Annotated in this window: 16 protein-coding genes and 1 pseudogene; 9 read left to right on the top strand and 8 right to left on the bottom strand. The window is 74.3% G+C overall.

The features are described from left to right. Nucleotides 1-9 precede the first annotated feature (9 nt). A complete protein-coding gene (locus tag K7640_RS17030) occupies nt 10-4,605 on the bottom strand; it encodes a cation-translocating P-type ATPase (RefSeq protein WP_255609279.1) in 4,596 nt (1,531 codons plus the stop codon). Between the two features lie 232 nt (nt 4,606-4,837). Between K7640_RS17030 and K7640_RS17025 the strand changes: the two genes are divergently transcribed. From K7640_RS17025 to K7640_RS17005, 5 genes are all read left to right on the top strand, one after another. Further along, nucleotides 4,838-5,098 carry a hypothetical protein gene (locus tag K7640_RS17025; protein ID WP_222955840.1) on the top strand — a complete coding sequence of 87 codons (261 nt, stop codon included), beginning with the start codon at nt 4,838-4,840 and terminating at the stop codon, nt 5,096-5,098. A gap of 119 nt (nt 5,099-5,217) precedes the next feature. Then, on the top strand, nt 5,218-6,612 hold the full coding sequence (locus K7640_RS17020; RefSeq protein WP_308042575.1) for an MFS transporter: 1,395 nt from the start codon (nt 5,218-5,220) through the stop codon (nt 6,610-6,612). 170 nt (nt 6,613-6,782) lie between these two features. Further along, the gene (locus K7640_RS17015) at nt 6,783-7,568 is read left to right on the top strand and encodes an SDR family oxidoreductase (RefSeq protein ID WP_222955839.1); all 786 of its coding nucleotides are present in this window, start codon (nt 6,783-6,785) and stop codon (nt 7,566-7,568) included. Between the two features lie 36 nt (nt 7,569-7,604). Beyond that, on the top strand, nt 7,605-7,799 hold the full coding sequence (locus tag K7640_RS17010; RefSeq protein WP_222955838.1) for a hypothetical protein: 195 nt from the start codon (nt 7,605-7,607) through the stop codon (nt 7,797-7,799). Nucleotides 7,800-7,950: 151 nt separating this feature from the next. Further along, the gene (locus K7640_RS17005; protein ID WP_222956031.1) at nt 7,951-8,499 is read left to right on the top strand and encodes a YbaK/EbsC family protein; all 549 of its coding nucleotides are present in this window, start codon (nt 7,951-7,953) and stop codon (nt 8,497-8,499) included. Nucleotides 8,500-8,696: 197 nt separating this feature from the next. Here the strand turns inward: K7640_RS17005 and K7640_RS17000 are convergent, their stop codons facing one another. The 6 genes from K7640_RS17000 to K7640_RS16975 form a co-directional block, all read right to left on the bottom strand. After that, entirely contained in the window at nt 8,697-9,332 is a 636-nt protein-coding gene (locus tag K7640_RS17000; RefSeq protein WP_222955837.1) for a DsbA family protein, read from the bottom strand. A 90-nt stretch (nt 9,333-9,422) separates the two neighbouring features. Further along, a complete protein-coding gene (locus K7640_RS16995) occupies nt 9,423-9,848 on the bottom strand; it encodes a SufE family protein (protein WP_222955836.1) in 426 nt (141 codons plus the stop codon). A 143-nt stretch (nt 9,849-9,991) separates the two neighbouring features. Further along, on the bottom strand, nt 9,992-10,417 hold the full coding sequence (locus tag K7640_RS16990; RefSeq protein ID WP_222955835.1) for a CBS domain-containing protein: 426 nt from the start codon (nt 10,415-10,417) through the stop codon (nt 9,992-9,994). A 59-nt stretch (nt 10,418-10,476) separates the two neighbouring features. Then, on the bottom strand, nt 10,477-12,234 hold the full coding sequence (locus tag K7640_RS16985) for a proline--tRNA ligase (RefSeq protein WP_222955834.1): 1,758 nt from the start codon (nt 12,232-12,234) through the stop codon (nt 10,477-10,479). A 63-nt stretch (nt 12,235-12,297) separates the two neighbouring features. After that, a complete protein-coding gene (locus K7640_RS16980) occupies nt 12,298-12,723 on the bottom strand; it encodes a nucleoside deaminase (protein ID WP_222955833.1) in 426 nt (141 codons plus the stop codon). Next, nucleotides 12,720-13,571, bottom strand: coding sequence for an LLM class flavin-dependent oxidoreductase (locus K7640_RS16975; RefSeq protein ID WP_222955832.1), 852 nt, complete (start codon nt 13,569-13,571; stop codon nt 12,720-12,722). Before K7640_RS16975 ends, K7640_RS16980 begins: the two co-directional genes overlap by 4 nt. A 93-nt stretch (nt 13,572-13,664) precedes the next feature. On the opposite strand from K7640_RS16975, the pseudogene K7640_RS30830 reads away from it, so the two are divergent. The 4 genes and pseudogenes from K7640_RS30830 to K7640_RS16960 all read left to right on the top strand — a co-directional run. After that, nucleotides 13,665-13,736 (top strand): annotated as a pseudogene (locus tag K7640_RS30830) (hypothetical protein); the annotation flags it as partial. 100 nt (nt 13,737-13,836) lie between these two features. Continuing rightward, complete coding sequence (locus tag K7640_RS30250) at nt 13,837-13,953, top strand: hypothetical protein (protein ID WP_255609278.1); 117 nt, start codon at nt 13,837-13,839, stop codon at nt 13,951-13,953. Nucleotides 13,954-14,062: 109 nt separating this feature from the next. After that, entirely contained in the window at nt 14,063-15,715 is a 1,653-nt protein-coding gene (locus K7640_RS16965) for a glycoside hydrolase domain-containing protein (protein WP_222955830.1), read from the top strand. 70 nt (nt 15,716-15,785) lie between these two features. Then, a complete protein-coding gene (locus tag K7640_RS16960; protein ID WP_222955829.1) occupies nt 15,786-16,958 on the top strand; it encodes a hypothetical protein in 1,173 nt (390 codons plus the stop codon). Between the two features lie 34 nt (nt 16,959-16,992). On the opposite strand, the gene K7640_RS16955 is transcribed toward K7640_RS16960, so the two are convergent. After that, nucleotides 16,993-17,757, bottom strand: a complete 765-nt coding sequence (locus K7640_RS16955; RefSeq protein WP_222955828.1) for a trans-aconitate 2-methyltransferase — start codon at nt 17,755-17,757, stop codon at nt 16,993-16,995. Between the last annotated feature and the right edge of the window lie 3 nt (nt 17,758-17,760).

Genomic DNA, 17,760 nt, shown 5'->3' with positions numbered 1-17,760 from the left:
GATCGCGGGTCAGCTCACCGGCGGTCCGTCCGGTCGGCCCCACCCGTCGGGGCTCTCCGCCGCGGCCAGGTCCACCGGCTCGTCCTGCCGGGTGCCGGCCGGCGGCGCGGCGTCGTCCGGAGCTGGCGGCGCGGCGTCGTCCGGGGCTGACGGCGCGGCGTCGTGCGGGGCCGGCTGCGGGCGGGCCCGGCCGTCGGTGGACATTGGTGGGAAACGTTCCACCAGCCGGGTCAGCGCCCCGTTGGCGAACGTCGCGCCGAGCGCCGAGCCGGCGGCGATGCCCCACCCGACCGGGCCCAGCGGCGTACAGCCGAAGAACTGGCTGACGCCGGGCGTCTGCACCACGCCGACCAGCACGCCCACCGACGCGGCGGTGGAGGCGAGCACGGTCGGGCTGGTCCCGCCGGCCAGCACGGTCTGACCGAGCTGGGTGCCGATCAGCGAGGCGAGCGCGACGGTGCCGGCCCGCCGTTCGCTGCCGGTCCACCGGGCCATCGTCCAGCCGGCGGTCGCGCCCAGCGTGGTCGCCGCCGCGCGCAGGCCGATCTCCCGGGTCATGGTGGCCCCGAGGGACCGGTCCGGCCCCTCCCGCAGCAGACCGTCGGCGTGGTCGCCGCCGGGCGGCCGGACCGCGATGGCCAGCGCCGGGGCCAGGTCGGTGAGTAGGTTGACCAGGAGCAACTGCCGGCCGGTGAGGGCGGACCGCCCGGTCGCCGCGGCGCTGAGCACACTGAAGGCGATCTCGCCGAGGTTGCCGCCGACCAGGATGCTCAGCGCGTGGCGTACCGACGACCACATGGCCCGCCCCTCGACCAGGGTGGCGATGATGGTCTCCAGCCGGTCGTCGGTGACCACCAGGTCGGCCGCGGCGCGGGCCGCGGGGGTGCCCCGCTGGCCGAGGGCGATGCCCACGTCGGCCAGCCGGATCGCCGGCGCGTCGTTGGCCCCGTCGCCGGTCATCGCCACCGTACGCCCGGCCTTCTGCAGGGCCTGGATGATGCGTACCTTGTGGGCCGGGGTGCAGCGGGCCACCACGTCGGTGCGGGTCAGCCGCTCGCCGAGGGCTTCGTCGTCGAGCTGGTCGAGTTCGGTGCCGGTGGCCACCCGTTGCGTGCCGTGGTCGGGGCTGATGGTCGAGGCGATCGCCTCGGCGGTGACCGGGTGGTCCCCGGTGATCATGATGGTGTGCACGCCCGCCGCGCGGATCCGGCGCACGGCGGGGGCGGCACTCTCGCGTACCACGTCGGCGAGCGCCAGGAAGCCGACGAACACCAGGTCACGTACGTCCGCGTCGGTGATCGTCGCGGTCGCGGCCCGGCACTCGCCGACGGCCAGCACCCGGTGCCCGGCGCCGGCGGTGTCGGCAAGCGTGGCCTCGATCCGCTGCCGGCCCTCGGCGTCCAGCGGCTCGTCCCGGCCGCCCGGGGTGCGCCAGGAGGTGCACCGGGGCAGCACCGTCTCCGGTGCCCCCTTCACGCTGAGCAGCAGGTGGTCACCGGTGCGGCCGACCGTGGCGTGGTAGCCGCGCGAGGGTTCGAACGGCAGCCCGCCGGCCGGGGCCCAACCGGCGGCGCCGGTGTCGGCGGAGATCCCGGCACCCCGGGCACCGCGCAGCACCGCCCGGTCGGTGTGCTGGGGCAGCTCGTCCGGGTCGTCCGCCGTCGGGGTGGCCCGCAGCGCGGCGGCCAGCGTCCGGCGCAGGCCGTCGTCGAGCCGGTCGAGCGGGGCGTACCGGCCGTCGTCGCCGACCCCGGCCAGCATCAACTGCCCCTCGGTGAGGGTGCCGGTCTTGTCGAAGCAGAGCACGTCCACCCGGCCCAGCGCCTCGATGGTGCGCGGGTTGCGGACCAGGGCACCGTGCTCGGCCAGCCGCCGGGCCGCCGCCAGTTGCGCGGCGCTGACCAGGAACGGCAGCCCCTCCGGCACCGACGCCACGGCCAGGTTCGCGGCGGTCGCGGCCGTCTCCGCCAGGGGTACGCCGCGCAGCAGTCCCGCCCCGGCCACGGCCACCGCGGAGCTGACCGCCAGCGGCACCGCCGAGCTGGTCAACCGGCCGAGCCGGGCCTCCACCCCGCTCGCCGGCGGGGTCTGCCGGGCCAGCGCGAGGCTGCGCCCGGCCTCGGTGTCCGAGCCGGTGGCCACCACCACGGCGACCGCGCGGCCGGTGGCGATCGTGGTGCCCTCGTAGAGCATGGACCGGCGGTCGGCGATGTTCGCCGCCACCACCGGCTCGGCGGTCTTGCCCACCGGCAGCGACTCCCCGGTCAGCGACGACTCGTCGGCCTCCAGGCCGACCGCCTCCAGCACCCGGCAGTCGGCGGGCACCGCGTCCCCCGGCCCGACCAGCACCACGTCCCCGGCGACCAGGTCGTCCGCCGACACCACCTCCTCCACGCCGTCCCGGCGGACCCGGGCGGTCACCGCCGACCGGGAGAGCAGCTCGGCCAGGGAACGTTCGGTGTTGCGCTGGTGCACGGCGCCGACCAGCGCCGACCCGCCGACCACGCCACCGACCAGGGCGGCGTCGACAAGCGAGCCGAACGAGGCGGAGAGCACCGCGCCCGCGACGAGCACCGGGGTGAGCGGGTTGGCCAGTTCCTCGACGAAGGCCCGGAACAGGCTGGCCTGACCGGGCGCGTCGGTCCCGACGGCGCCGTGCCGCCGGTGCGCCTCCGCGGCGGCGAGCCCGTCCGGGCCGGTGTCGAGCTGGCGCAGCACGGTGTCCACCGGCATCAGGTGCCAGGCGGTGGTGACCGGCACCGGCGTCCGGGCCGGGTCGGGCAGCCGGTGCGCCCGCCACACCCCGTTGGCGAAGGCCAACCCGGCGGCGCCGTTCACCGCGGCGAGCGTCCGGCCGGGCAGCAGCGCGGTGTCGGTGGTGAACGCGCCGAGCGCGCCGAGGCCGGTGCCGGCCAGGCCGAGCCGGATGCTCTGCCGGGTCATCTCGCGGGCCGTCCCGACGGCCTCGATCAGCAGCGCGGGGATCCGCAGGTCGTCCCCGACCAGCAGGTGCGCCCCCCAGGGCGGGGTGTCCCGCGGGTCGGAGAGGCCCACCCCGCAGTCCGCGGCACCCAGCGCGGACCGGTCGCCGGAGATCAGCATGACGACGGCACCGTCGTGTTGCAGGGCGCGTACCGACTCGGTGAGCCGGGAGCCGTTGGGCAGGACGGCATCGGCGAAGGCGTACCGCTCGGGGTCGTCGGCGGCCACCACCAGCCGCAGCCCCGCCTGCCGGGCGGCGGTCGGCAGGGTCTGCACGCCGGGCGCCGGCTCCTCGTCCACCCGCAGCACGGCGACCAGCCGGTCGTCCCGGGCCAGCCCGAGCAGCCGGCCGCCGGCCGCCCGCAGCCGCCGGGTGTCCGGGGTGTCGCCGGGGTCGACGGCGTCGAGCCGGTCCAGCGGGCCGAGCCGCCAACCGTCCGCGCGCTGGAGCCGGTCCGGCGCGTCCGGGTCGAACAGCTCGAACGCCCGGCCCGCCACCTCGCCGGTGTCCGCACCGGCCAGCGGGGCCAGGTCGGCCAGCACGCCCCGGCCGGAGCCGAGTACGGCCGCGTCGAGCACCACGGTGTCGATCCGGTCCAGTTCGCGCAGCACGCTGCGGTCCATGGCGATGACGCCGCGCCGGGCGAGGATCCGGCCGAGCTGGGCGGCGTACCCCTCCCGGCCGCTGCCGGGCGCCTTGGGCAGCGCGGAGAGCCCCACCGAGATGGCCCGCTTGCCGCCCACCACCGGCACGGCGGCGGCCCCCGCGGCGAGGCCGGCCGCCAGCATCCGGTTGACGTACCGCTCGGCCGGGCCGTCCGGCTTGGGGATGGGCCGTTCGGCACGCGGGGCGCGGGCCACCGCCCGGTCGGGGTCCCCGGTCAACCGGGGCTCGGCCCGTTCCCAGGTGACCAGCTGCGCCCGGGCCTCGCCCCACTGCACGAGTCGCTGCGCGCCGTCGAGCACGATGCCGGTCCAGCCGCCGGAGAGGCCCTGCGCCACCGCCTCGGCGAGCGGGAAGAGCACCTCGGCCCGGGGGTCGGCGCGCAGCCCCCGGTTGGCCAGGGCGTGCAGCTTCGGGTGCAGGTCGACGGCGCGGAGCAGCCCGGCCACCTCGCCCGGCACCGGGGTGAACGGCAGGATGCGGGTGGCCGCGGAGATGGTCAGGCCGAGCGCGTCGGAGACCAGGCCGCCGAGCGTGCGGGGGGTACGCGGACCCTCCTCGGGCGGGTGCGGCGGCGGGACGTCCGGGTCGGGCTCGTGGTCGCAGGTGTGCTCGGTGCGGGCGACGGTGGCGATCAGGTCGCGCAGCTTCGGTTCGGGTTGCTCGACGGCCACCACCACCCGGCCGGAGGGGGCGTTCACCCGGGCCCAGGCCACCCCGGGCAGCCGCTCCAGGGCCGCCTCCACCTGCCGGGCCAGCTTGTCGCCGCCGTCCTGGCAGACGCCGTGCACCTCGATGTGGTGCCGCCCGTTGCCGGACCAGACCCGGCGGCTGCTCAGGCCGGCGGTCCGGGCCAGCTTCCGGGCCGCGGCGTCGACCGCGCGGGTGGCGTCACCGACCAGCCCCGGCACCGGGAGCGGGGGCAGCAGGCGGCCGGCCACGCGGCCCAGCGGCGTCATCGAGCGGTACGGCCGGGCCGCCGGCCCCGCTTCCCACCGCCGTCGTCGCGTCCCCCGGCGTACGCCATGTCGCCTCCCGGTCGTCGTTCCGGCGCCCTGGCTTCCCGACGTGCCGTCCCTTATGCCCTGGTGGCGGGAGAAATTTCCGCAGCTCGGCGGGCATGGACGGGGTGGGCGGTGGAATCCGGGGTGGCAGAACCGTGAGGAACGCCGAGGGCCTGGGGAGGCCGGGATGAGCGCGCTGACGCGCAACCTGCACGACATGGACAAGCTCCACTCCTACGACCGGCGGCGGGTGGAGGTCCCGGTGCTGGGCGAGGTGGCGGTGCCGCCACCGGACAAGTTGGCCTACTACGCGGGCATCGGGGTGCTGGCCGCCTTCCAGGTGATCCAGTGGCCGATGGCGCTGGTGATCACCGCCGGTCACCTGCTGGCCGACCAGCACCTGTCCGGCCTGGCCAAGGGGATGGGCGAGGCGCTGGAGACCGCGTGAGTGGGCCGGGTCACCCGGCGTTGACCTCAATCCGGGTTGAGGTCGCAGGGTAGGGGCATGTCTGTCCCCGCGCCGCACCCGGCGTACCCGATGGTCTTTCGCTGCCCGGCGGGCCGGCGGTGACCGCGACCGCGTCGCCGGCCGTCCCGGCCGAGGGCCTCTACACCCCGCGGCTGCGGGCGATGACGGTGGGCAGCGTGGCGCTGGTGTCGCTGCTGGCCTTCGAGGCGCTCGCCGTGGGCACCGCGATGCCCACCGTCGCCCGCAGCCTGGACGGGTTGGGCTGGTACGCGCTGGCCTTCGGCGGCCCGCTCGCCCTGGGCGTGCTGGGCATGGTCGCCTCCGGCGTCTGGTGCGACGCCCGGGGGCCCCGCCCCGCGATGTGGGCCGGGCTGGGCCTCTTCGTGGCCGGGCTGCTGCTCGCCGGCATCGCCGCGCGGATGGAGGTGCTGGTCGCCGGGCGGATGGTGCAGGGCTTCGGCACCGGCCTGCTGTCGGTGGCGCTCTACGTGATCGTCGGGCTGGCCTACCCGGAGCGGCTGCGCCGCCGGATCTTCGCCGCCTTCGCCGCCGCGTGGGTCGTACCCTCGCTGGTCGGGCCGGTGGTGGCCGGCCTGATCGTGGAGCACCTCGGCTGGCGGTGGGTCTTCCTCGCGGTGCCGGTGGTCGCGGTGCCGGCGGTCCTGCTGATCCAGCCCGGCCTGCGGGCACTGGGGACGGCCGGGCGGCGCCGGCCGCCCGCCGGCTCGGCGGGCCGGATCGGCTGGGCGTGCGGGGCGGGGGTGAGCGCCGCACTGCTGCATCACGGGGGGCAGCAGCGCGGCGCCACCGCCGTGCTGGTGGTGGCGGTGGCGCTGGCCGGCCTGCTGGCCAGCGTCCCGCACCTGCTGCCGGCCGGGTTCCTGCGCGCCGCGCGGGGGCTGCCCACCGTGATCGGCCTGCGGGCGCTGGCGGCGGCCGCGTTCGCCGGGGCGGAGGTGGTGATCCCGCTGATGCTGTCCCGGGAACGCGGGCTGAGCCCGACCGGTGCCGGCCTGGCGCTCACCATCGGGGCGGTCTCCTGGTCGCTGGGCTCCTGGTTGCAGGGGCGGCTGCCCGCCCCGGCGTCGACCGCCACCCTGCCCCGGGCCGGGCTGGCCTGCATCGCGGTCGGCACCGCGGGCACGGCCGCCGTCCTGCTCCCGCCGGTGCCGGTGCCGCTCGGGATGCTGGCCTGGGCGGTGGCCGGGCTGGGCATGGGACTGCTCTTCCCGTCGCTGTCGGTGCTGACCCTGAGCCTGTCCGCCCCCGGCGAGGAGGGCCGGAACAGCTCGTCGCTGCAACTGGGCGACTCGCTGGCCTCCGCCACCGTGCTGGCCCTGATCGGCGCCCTGCTGGGCATGGGGAGTGCGCCGGGGCCGGCCGGGTATGCCGGCACCCTGGCGGTGGCGGCCGGCTGCGCGCTGGTCGGCGCGCTGGTCGCCGGGCGGGTGGTGCCGGACCGCGCGGCGGCCCGCACCTCGGCGGCGGCCTGAGCCTGCGCGGTGGGCCTGCGCGGGCGTCCTGATCTCGGTGCGGCCCGGGGTCCCGGCGCGGGTGGCCCGTCCTTCGGTGGTGCCACCGTGGACCGGTGCGGCGCCCGCCGTCACGTCCGGGTCGGTGGCACCGTCGGAGGGTGGGACGGGCGGGATCATCGGGAGGGACCATGCGGGTGTTGGTGACCGGCGCGAGCGGGCGACTCGGCCAGGCGGTCGTGCCACGGCTGCTCGCCGACGGCGTCACGGTGCGGGCGACGAGCCGGCACCGGCGTGTTGACCCGGCGGTCGAGTGGGTGCCCGCCGATCTCGCCACCGGGGAGGGGCTGCCGGCGGCGGTGGCCGGCACGGAGGCGGTGCTGCACCTGGCGTCCGCGCCGAACCAGGGTTCCCGCACCCACCAGGTCGACGTCCTCGGCACCCGCCGGCTGGTCGTCGCGGCCGGTCAGGCCGGCGTACGACACCTGGTGTACGTGTCGATCGTCGGCGTGGACCGGGTGCCGTTCGGCTACTACCGGCACAAGCTCGCCGCCGAGGAGGTGGTCCGCTCCGGTCCGGTGCCGTGGACGATCCTGCGGGCGACCCAGTTCCCCCAGTTCCTGGCGGAGCTGCTCACCCGGTCCAGCCGGTTGGGGCCGGTGATCGGGGACCGGGCGGTGCTGGCCCAGCCGGTCGACCCGGCCGAGGTGGCCGACCGGCTCGTCGCCCGGCTCGCCGCCGGCCCGCTCGACGACGTCGAGGAGTACGCCGGACCGCAGGTGCTCCGCTTCGACGAGGCGGCCCGCGCCTGGCAGGCCGCCAAGGGCTCCCGCCGACCGTTCCTGCCGGTGCGGCTGCCGGGCCGGCTGGGCCGGTCGCTGCGCGCCGGCGGGCTGACCACCCGGGCCACCCCGACGGGCACCCGGACCTGGGCCGACCACCTCGCCGACACGTACGGGGGAACCGGGAAAAGATGAGAAATCTGCTGGTCCTGACCGACCTAACCTGAGGCCATGCTGGTCGTCGTCGTCACCGTGCTCCTGTACGTCTTCGGGTTCGTCTTCCTCTACGGCGTGATCCGGCTGGCGGTCCGCCACGGCATGGAGGACCTGGAGAGCCGCCGTCCCCAACTGCTGCACGCCGAGCAGCGCGCCGTCACCGGAGACCGTGCCTTCATGGGCGACAACGCCTTCCTCACCGGCAGCTGACCCCTCCCCGCCCCCGCCTGCCCCGGCCCGCCTGGCCCCGTTGATCATGAAGTTTGCGTCGGGAATCGAGTTTTCTGCGACGCAAACTTCATGATCAACGGTGCTCGGGGGTGGGGGTTGGGGTGGCGGGGGTGCGAGGATCGGTTCCGTGATGGGGACGTTGAAGACCGAGCCCGCCCGCACCCGGCTGGACCTGCTCGCGCCGCCGGTCGCCGCCGCGATCGAGCAGTGGCCCGCCGAGGCGCCGGTGGACGTCGACGAGGTGCTGGTCGCGCCGATCGATGCCGAACTCGCCGACACCGCCGCCTTCTGCGCCGCGTACGAGGTGGAGATGGCGGAGTCGGCCAACTGCGTGGTGGTGGCCGGCAAGCGCGGCGGTGAGGTCCGGTACGCGGCCTGCCTGGTGCTCGCCACCACCCGGGCCGACGTCAACGGGGTGATCCGCCGGATGCTGGACGTCCGCAAGGCCAGCTTCGCGCCGATGGCCGAGGCGGTCGAGCTGACCGGCATGGAATACGGCGGCATCACCCCGATCGGGCTGCCCGAGTCCTGGTCGATCCTGGTGGACTCGCGGGTGGTCGCCACTCCGCACGTGATCATCGGCTCGGGCGTACGGCACAGCAAGATTGCCCTGCCCGGCCCGGCGCTCGGGGTGCTGCCCGGCGCGCAGGTGGTGGAGGAGCTCGCCCGGCCGGCGTGACCCACACCCGTCGATCTTGTTCCACGTGAAACATCAAGATCGTCGATGCATGAGCTCGCCGGCCTGTCGAGGGCGTGGGCCGCGCCGGTCTCCCGGCGGCTCAGGCCAGGCCGGGCGCCCGCCGCTCAGGCCAGGCCGGGCGCCCGCCGCTCAGGCCGCGCCGGCCGCCCGCCGGTTCAGGCCGTGTCTCCGACGGCTCAGGCCGGGCCGGTCTCCCGGCGGCGCACCTCGTCCAGGGCGGCGCGCAGGGTCTCCGGCTCCTGGGCGCCGGTGACCGCGTACTTGCCGGCCAGCACGAACGTCGGCACGCTGGTCACCCCCAGCTCGCGGGCGGCCGACAGGTCGGCGGCCACCTCGCGTCGGCCCAGGTTCGACTCCAGGTACCCGCGCGCGTCGGACTCGTCCAGGCCCACCTCGGCCGCCAGCTTGACCAGCGCATCCGTCGACCCGACGTCGATCCCGTCCTGGAAGTGCGCCCGGTAGAGCCGCTCCACCAGCTCGGCGGACCGGCCCCGCTCGGCGGCGAAGCGGACGAGGCGGTGCGCCTCGAAGGTGTTGGCGGCCACCGCCCGGTCGAAGTGCATCTCGATCCCAGCGCCCGCGGCGACCTGGGTGACGTGGGCTGCCATCCCCTCCGCCTGGTCCCGGCCGCCGAACTTCGCGCCCAGCGCCTCGATCAGCGGCTTCGGCTCGGTGACCGGCGTCGGGTCGAGCTGGAACGGCCGGTACCGGACGGTCACCTCGCCGTCGTACGACTCCAGCGCCTGTTCCAGCCGGCGCTTGCCGATCCAGCACCAGGGGCAGACCACGTCGGCGTAGATCTCGATCTCCATGAACCGGGACAACCCGCAGCTCAGCCGATCTGTTCCCGGACCTGGCGCTCGGACCTCAGTCGACCTGTTCCCGGACCTGGCGCTGGGGCTTCAACCGACCTGTTCCCGGACCTGGCGCTTGAGTCGGGCCAGGATCGCCGTGCCGCCGCGTACCCGCAGCGGGCTGATCGCCTGGGCCAGCCCCATCCGCTGGTAGAGGTCGTCCGGCACGGCCAGCACCTGCTCGGCGTTCGCCCCGGCCAGGCCCTCGGCGAGGATGCCGGCGAAGGCGCGGGTGGTCGGCGCCTCCGGTGGACAGTCGAACCAGGTGAGCACCGTGCCGTCCGGCTGCACCTGGGCGCGCAGGAAGAACGCCGTCTGGCACTCCGGGACCTGCTCCATGCCCTCCCGGTCGATCCCCTCGGGCAGCGGCGGGATGACGTCGGCGTACTCCAGCAGCATCTCCAGCACCACGTCGCGGGGCGCGGCGGCGAACTCGTCGACGATCTCCGCCAGCTTGGTCGGCATCTCGGGCATCCGTCGAGGCTACCGCCGACCGTCGCCCGCCCGTCGTGGCTCCCGCCCGTCGAGGGTGCTCGCGCGGGGATGCTCCCGCGCGTCGGGGAGTGTTAAGAAGGGGCCCCTGCTCTACCGGAAGCGTTAACAAGGGCACCCTCCTTTCACATGTTGGGGGCGGCTTCGCTGATGTCGCTGAGCGCCGAGGTGGGGTCGAGCTGCATCGCCAGGTCGCCGAGGGAGACGATGCCGACCAGCTTCCGATCGGTGTCGCAGACCAGCACCCGCCGGATATTGCGCTCGCGCATCAACGACGCCGCCTCGTTTGCCGTCGCATGCTGCTCGATCATCACCACCTCACGGGTGATCACCGAGCCGATCGGCGTCGCCGCCGGGTCGAGCCGGTCGGCCACCGCCCGGACCACGATGTCGCGGTCGGTCAGCATGCCCGCCAGCGTGGCCCCGTCGGTGACCACGACGTCGCCGATGTCGGTGTCCCGCATCACCCGGGCCGCCTCGTCGAGCATGGTCTCGGCCGAGAGATAGACCACCTGTCTCGTCATCACGTCACAGACGCGTAGATCCGCCATTTGAGAGCCTCCGGAACGAAACGAAGTCGATTCTCGACCGGTACCCACCCGACCGGCCGTTACACCCGCTTTGCACGCTCTGCCGTCAGCCTTTCCACCAGCTCGCCGACGGGCAGCTCGGTCCGCTCCCCGCCGGCCCGGTCGCGCAGCTCGACGTACCCGTCGGCGAGCCGGCGGCCGACCACCACGGCGCGCGGGATGCCGATCAGCTCCGCGTCGGTGAACTTCACCCCGGCGGAGACGTGCGTCCGGTCGTCGATCAGCACCCGCAGCCCGGCGGCGGCCAACCGCCCGCCGAGGTCCAGCGCCGCGTCCAGTTGCGGCCCCTTCCCGGCGGCCACCAGGTGTACGTCGCACGGCGCGACCGCCGCCGGCCAGACCAGGCCCCGGTCGTCGTGGTGCTGCTCGGCGATCGAGGCGACCGCCCGGGACACGCCGATGCCGTAGCAGCCCATGGTGGGGCGGACCGGCTTGCCCTGCGGACCCAGCACGTCCAGGGCGAACGCGTCGGTGAACCGGCGGCCGAGCTGGAAGATGTGCCCGATCTCGATGCCCCGCCGCATGGTCAGCTCGCCGTCCCCGCAGGCCGGGCAGCGGTCCCCCGGCCGTACCTCGGCGGCCTCGATGGTGCCGTCGGGGGTGAAGTCGCGCCCGCAGACCACGTCGGTGGCGTGCCGGCCCGGCTCGTTCGCCCCGGTCAGCCAGGACGTGCCGGTGACCACCCGGGGGTCGACCAGGTAACGGACGCCGTGCTTGGCGAGAATCTGCGGCCCGAGGTAGCCGCGCACCAGCTCGGGGTGCGCCGCCCAGTCGTCGAAGACCGCGACGGTGGCCGGATGCACCGCCGCCTCGACCCGCTTCAGGTCCACCTCCCGGTCGCCCGGCAGGCCGATCACCAGCAGCTCCGCGCGCTCGGCGCCGGGCCGGCGGACGGTCAGCACCACGTTCTTCAGGGTGTCCGCGGCGGTCCAGTCGGTGCGGCCGGCGAGCGCGCGGGCGTTCGCCAGTTCCACCAGGGACGCGATGGTGGGCGTCTCCGGGGTGTCGTGCGCCTCGGAGGCCGGGTGCGCGTCCGGGTCGCCGGCGGTCGGGGCCGCGGTCACCACCGCCTCGGTGTTGGCCGCGTAGTCGCAGGCGGTGCAACCGACGTAGGTGTCCTCGCCGACCGGCGTGGTGGCGAGGAACTCCTCCGACGCCGAGCCGCCCATCGCCCCGGACATCGCCCGCACCACGGTGAAGTCCAACCCGAGCCGGGTGAAGATCCGCCGGTACGCCTCCCGGTGCCGGTCGTACGCGGCCTGGAGCCCCGCCTCGTCCAGGTCGAACGAGTACGCGTCCTTCATCAGGAACTCGCGCCCACGCAGCAGCCCGGCGCGCGGCCGGGCCTCGTCCCGGAACTTCGTCTGGATCTGGAACAGCGTCACCGGGAAATCCCGGTACGAGGTGAACAGGTCCTTCACCAGCAGCGCGGCCAGCTCCTCATGGGTCGGGGCGAGCAGGTGCTCGGCGCCCTTGCGGTCGGCGAGGGTGAAGATGTCGTCGCCGTACTCCGTCCACCGCCCGCTGGTCCGGTACGGCTCCGCCGGCAACAGCGCCGGGAAGTGCACCTCCTGGTCGCCGATCGCGGCCATCTCGGCGCGGACGATCTCGGCGACCCGGTCCAGCACCAGCTTGCCCAGCGGCAGCCAGGTGTAGCCGCCCGGTGCGGCGCGGCGGACGTAGCCGGCGCGGAGCAGGAGCCGGTGGCTCGGCACCTCCGCGTCGGCCGGGTCCTCGCGCAGGGTGCGGAGCAGCAGGGTCGACATGCGCAGCAGCATTGCCGCAGCCTACGACCGGCGGAGGTGAGCCGGCGATCCTATTCGGCCCGCGACCACCGTCGCCTAGTAGTGGTCGTCGATCGGCCGCCGCGCCTCGTCGAACAGGGCCGGTCCCTCGTACCGCACCGGGGGCGGCGGCGGGGTGGCCGGCTTGACCTCCTCGAACTGCTCGGCGGACAGGGCGTACACCACCCGGCCGAGGCCGGACCGGTCGATCGCGGTCGCGCACATCGGGCAGGGCTGGCAACTCGTGAACATGGTGGTGCCGGCAGCCACCTCGGGGGCGAGCTCCCGGGCGGCCCAGCGGGCCAGCTTCAGCTCCGGGTGGGCGGTGATGTCCGAGTCGGAGACCACCGTGTTGTGGTCCTCGATCAGGACGGTGCCGTCCGCGCCGACCAGCAACGAGCCGAACGGCCGTTCGCCGGCGGCCCCGGCGTTGCTGGCGATCTCCACGGCACGGCGGAGAAACTTCTCGTCGTCGGGGGTCATCGGTCCTCCTGGGATCGGTGGTACGCGGCCACGGCCGCAAGGGTCCGCCAGGCGCGTTCGGGCCGGCGGATCTCGGTCAGGTCGCCGTTGAACGGGTCGAGCACCACCGTGTCCGCGCCGAGCAGCCGGATCCGCTCCAGGTCGGCGATGATCTGCTCGACGGTGCCGACACCGGCGAGCCGGTCCGGGGTGGTGACCGCCTCCGGGGTCTCCCGGAGTGCGATGCGCGGCGTCAACGCGGGCACCGGGCGGCCCAGCTCGTCGGCGGTGGCCTTCAGCCGCCCGGCGGCGTTCGTCAACCATTCGGGGGTGACCCGCAACGGGTGCCAGGCGGCCCCGAACCGTACCGCGCGACGGATGCCGGCGTCGCTGTTGCCGCCGACCCAGATCGGGATCGCCGCGGTGTCGTAGTCGTCGGTGTTCCGCCAGGCGTCGTGCATGACGCGCAGGTATTCGTCGGTCAGCGCGCCGCGCCGCTGGAACGGCACCCCGAGCGCCTCGAACTCCTGCCGGGCCCAGCCGACGCCGACGCCGAGGACGAGCCGGCCGCCGCTGAGCCGGTGCAGATTCGCCGCCATCCGGGCGGTGAGCAGCGGGTGCCGGTACGGGACGATGAGCACGGTGGTGCCCAGTCGGACCCGGTCGGTCACCCCGGCCAGCCAGGACAGCGTGGTGAACGGCTCGTAGAACGGCGCCGGATACTGCTCGGCCACGTCCGGGGTCACCGCGAGGTGATCGGAGACCATCAGCAGGTCGAAGCCGAGGCCCTCGACCGTCTGCGCCCACCGTCGCAGCGCATCGGGGTCGGTGCCCGGGGCGAAGTTCGGTACGTTCACACCAATCCGCACGGGTCCAACGCTAGCCACGACGCGTCCGGGGTGGAACCCGATCTTCCCGGCCTTTGCTGGTCTTCGCCGTGAATCCGCCGATAGTTTTGCCGGATGGCCGAGAATCTTGATGCCATCGATTGGTCCATCCTGGCCGAGTTGCAGGACGACGGCCGGCTGCCCATCACCGAGCTCAGCCGCCGGGTCCAGCTGAGCGCGTCGGCCACCAGCGAACGGGTGCACCACCGGAGACGACTGTTACGTACTGAAGGTGGCCGCGACGTCGATGGCGCACCTCGAACAGGTCGTCAACGACCTCGCCGCCTTCGGCAGCACCACCACCAACGTGGTCTACCGCGCCACCCTGCCCTATCGCGGCCCCCGCCAACCTCCCCACTCGTGACCCGGGAGTGGGCGGACGCGCGGCGTCGCGTCCGCCCCGGCCGGCCACGGTCCGATATGGTGGCCCGGCCTCTCCTGCTCGCCCCGATCGGGCCCAGAATCGAGACCGCATGAACCGCAGACACCGGGCCCGCACCGGTCGCCGCCTGCTCCCCGTCCTGCTGGCCGGCGTGGTCGGCCTGGCGACGGTCGCCGGGATGACGCCGCCCGCCGGGGCCGCCACGACCGCAGCCGCCGCCGGGCCGGGCACCGACGCCAGCCTGACCGCCACCGCCGTGGCGGTCGGCACCGCCGGGCCGCAGCCCGGGACGTACACCGGACCGGGGTTCGACGCCTGCACGGCGCCCTCGTCCGCGGCTATGCGGGCCTGGCTGGCCTCGCCGTACCGGGCGGTCGGCATCTATTTCGGTGGGGCCAACCGGGCGTGCGCGCAACCCAACCTGACCGCCGCCTGGGTCACCGAGCAGCAGGCGGCGGGCTGGCACCTGATGCCGATCTACCTGGGGTCGCAGGCCCCGTGCTCGCTGTCCAGCAAGCGCTACCTCATCGATCCCGCGAACGCGGCGGCGCAGGGGCGCGCGCAGGCCGAGGACGCCGTGGCGCAGGCGAAGGCGATCGGCCTGGCGCGGCAGAGCGTGCTCATCTTCGACATGGAGGCGTACCGGACCGGCGACGCCGGCTGCCGCACCGCGGTGCTGTCGTTCATGAGCGCGTGGACCGTCCGGCTGCACGACCTCGGCTACCTCTCCGGCTTCTACAGCAGCATGGCCTCCGGGGTCGCGGACCAGGTGGCGGCCTACGACCAGGCCGGCTACGTACGCCCCGACTTCCTGGACTTCGCCCGCTGGGACGGCGTCGCCACGGTGGACGACCCGGCCATTCCCAGCACGTACTGGGCGCCGAAGCGCCGGATGAAGCAGTACCGGGGTGACCACAACGAGACCTGGGGCGGGGTCACCATCAACATCGACAGCAACTACCTGGACGTGGCCCTGCCGCAGCCGCCCGCGCCGGTGCCCGGCGACTTCACCGGCGACGGCTGGCCCGACCTGGTGGCCCGGCAGACCTCCAACGGCTCGCTGTACGGGTATCCCGGCAACGGCACCTCCCTCACCGGTCGCAGCGTCGTCGGCACCGGCTGGAACGGCATGGACGCGATCATCCGGACCGACTTCACCGGGGACGGCCGGGAGGACGTCATCGCCCGGGTGAAGTCGACCGGCGAGGCGTGGCTGTATCCCCGGACGGCCTCGGGCTGGGGTGCCCGGACCCGGATCGGCACCGGCTGGAACATCCTGCGCGAGATCACCCCGGCCGGCGACTTCAACCGGGACGGCAATCGCGACCTGCTCGCCGTGCAGACCTCGACCGGCAACCTGTACCTCTATCCCGGGCGCGGCACCGGCTTCGGCACCCGGACGGTCGTCGGGTCCGGCTGGAACGGCATGGACGAGCTGGCCGGAGTGGGTGACTTCAACCGCGACGGCTACCCGGACCTGATCGCCCGGCAGAAGAGCAACGGCAACCTCTATCTGTATCCCGGGCGCGGCACCCGGTTCGGCCCGCGGGTGCAGGTCGGCTCGGGCTGGAACGGGCTGCGTGACCTGGTCGGCGTCGGCGACTTCAACGACGACGGCTACCCCGACCTGATCGCCGTCGAGAAGTCGACCAACTCGCTCTACCTCTACCGGGGCAAGGGCACCGGCTTCCTCAGCCGGGTCCGGCTCGGCACCGGCTGGAGCGGGATGCAGCCGCTGCTCTAGGCGTTGTCGCATTTCCGACCCGCCGGGGCCAGCGGCCGAAATTTCTGGATCATGCTCGTAAGCTGCCCGGATGACCACGGGGGCAGTCTTCAGCGACTTCACGGTGACCGATTCGCAGCGGCTCGACTTCCGCTACGAGATCGACCGCAGCGGCGACCGGACGGCGGGTGAGATCTACTTCGAGGCCAGCCGGCCGATCCCGTTCGCGCCGGACGCGGTGGCACTGGCGGTGTCCACCATGTGCGGTCCCGCCTACGACCGGGTCCGGCTCGACCTCAGGATCTCCCCGGCGGCGAAACAGGTGGTCGAGTCGTTCGTACGCGGGGAGGTGGCCGCGCCGACCCGCGAGCGGCCGGCCGGCGAGGGGCGGCGGGAGGGGAACGTCCTCAACTTCAGCGGCGGCTTCGACTCACTGGCGGCACTGCACCTGATGCCCGAGGAGACCAGCCTGGTGTCCATGGACTTCGGTGGACGCTTCGCGACGGAGCGGCCGTTCTTCGAGAAGTTCGGGCCGACGATCATCTCGACGAACCTGGTGGGTACGGAGTTCCAGCGGAACTCGTGGTCGTTCATGGGCATCGGGGCGATCCTGACCGCGCCGTTGCACTCGGCGCGGTACATGACGTTCGGCAGCATCCTGGAGGCCGGCGTGGACAACCTGCGGCGGGTGCCCGTCACCAGCCGGGGGCAGACGTTCCCGCCGTTCCTGGGGGCCGGCTATCGCAACGCGCCGTACGTCGCGGGCATCACCGAGGTAGGCACGGCCATGCTGCTCATCACGTACTCGCCGGAAGCGATAAGCGAATCGCTCGCCTCGCTGGCGTTGCCCGGCGAGGAGAAGCTCTACCGGAAGTACGTCCTCGCCACCATCGCGGCGCAGCGCGCCGGCACGATGATCGACCTGAAGGAGCCGCCGGCGCCGAACATCCGGCGGCCCTTCGGCCGGAACTTCACCGCGGACTTCCTCTCCCTCTACATCCGCAAGTTCGCCGGCGCCGACGTGCGCGACAAGTTCCTCACCGACGTCCCCGAGCACATCGACGCGCTCTCCGACCGGCTCAGCCTGACCTTCTACGAGCGGATCAACACCACCATCATGCAGAGGTTCCCGGCCGCACTGGCCGGTGGCCTGTACGGCCGGGCGGCGGGCGCGGGCCTGATCCCCTACACCGAGGACGACTGGCGCGAGTACGTCGAGGTGCGCGACGCCCTCGCGCCGTACCATCCGGCGGTCGCGAAGTAGACCGGCCGAGTCGACGCGGCGCCCGCCGGGGCCGTTACGGCTCGGCGCGCCGCCGGGCGAGGTGGACGATGAGGTCGGCGGCCAGCTCGACCGGATCGGGCAGCACCCGGCCGATCCGGTCGTAGACCTGCCGCCGCTGCCCGGCCGGCAGCTCCAGGTAGGCCGAGACCGTGGAGAGGTAGCCGAGGTAGTCGGCGGCGGGCACCGTCAGCCGGCGTGCGATCACCGACTGCCGGACGTCGGTGAACCACTCGGATCGCTGGAGTTCCGTGCCGGGCCACTGCATGGCCCGCTCCGCGGGCGTGCCGTCCGGCGACGGGAGCTCGTCGCTGGCCAGGAACGGCTCCCGGGCCGCGCGGACGGCCTGCACGACGGCCGGGTCGGCCAACCGGATCGGCCCGCCGACGGAGGCGAAGACGCCACCCGGCGCCAGCAGCGCGGCTATCCGGGGCCACCGGTCCACCGGATCCGTCCAGTGCAGCGCCGCCGCCGCGTACACCAGCTCGTAGCGTTCGCCGGGGATCAGGTCCTCGAACGCGGCGCGTACGGTCCGGACGCCCGGCACCTGCCCGCGCAGCTCGGCGAGCATCGCCTCGTCCGGGTCGGTCGCGGTGACCGCGATCCCTCGCCGGGCGAACAGGCGGGTCGCCTTGCCCGTCCCGGCGCCGATCTCCAGGGCCGTCCGGGGCGTCCGGCCCGCGTACGCCACGACGAGGTCGACCAGCTCGGCCGGATAGCCCGGCCGGAATCGTTCGTACGCCTTCGCCACGGATCCGAAGCTCAGCGCGCGATCGGGCATGCC

Source organism: Micromonospora sp. PLK6-60 (assembly GCF_019890675.1).
In the GTDB taxonomy this organism is placed as follows: domain Bacteria; phylum Actinomycetota; class Actinomycetes; order Mycobacteriales; family Micromonosporaceae; genus Micromonospora.
This window is presented reverse-complemented; position numbering and strand designations above follow the sequence as displayed.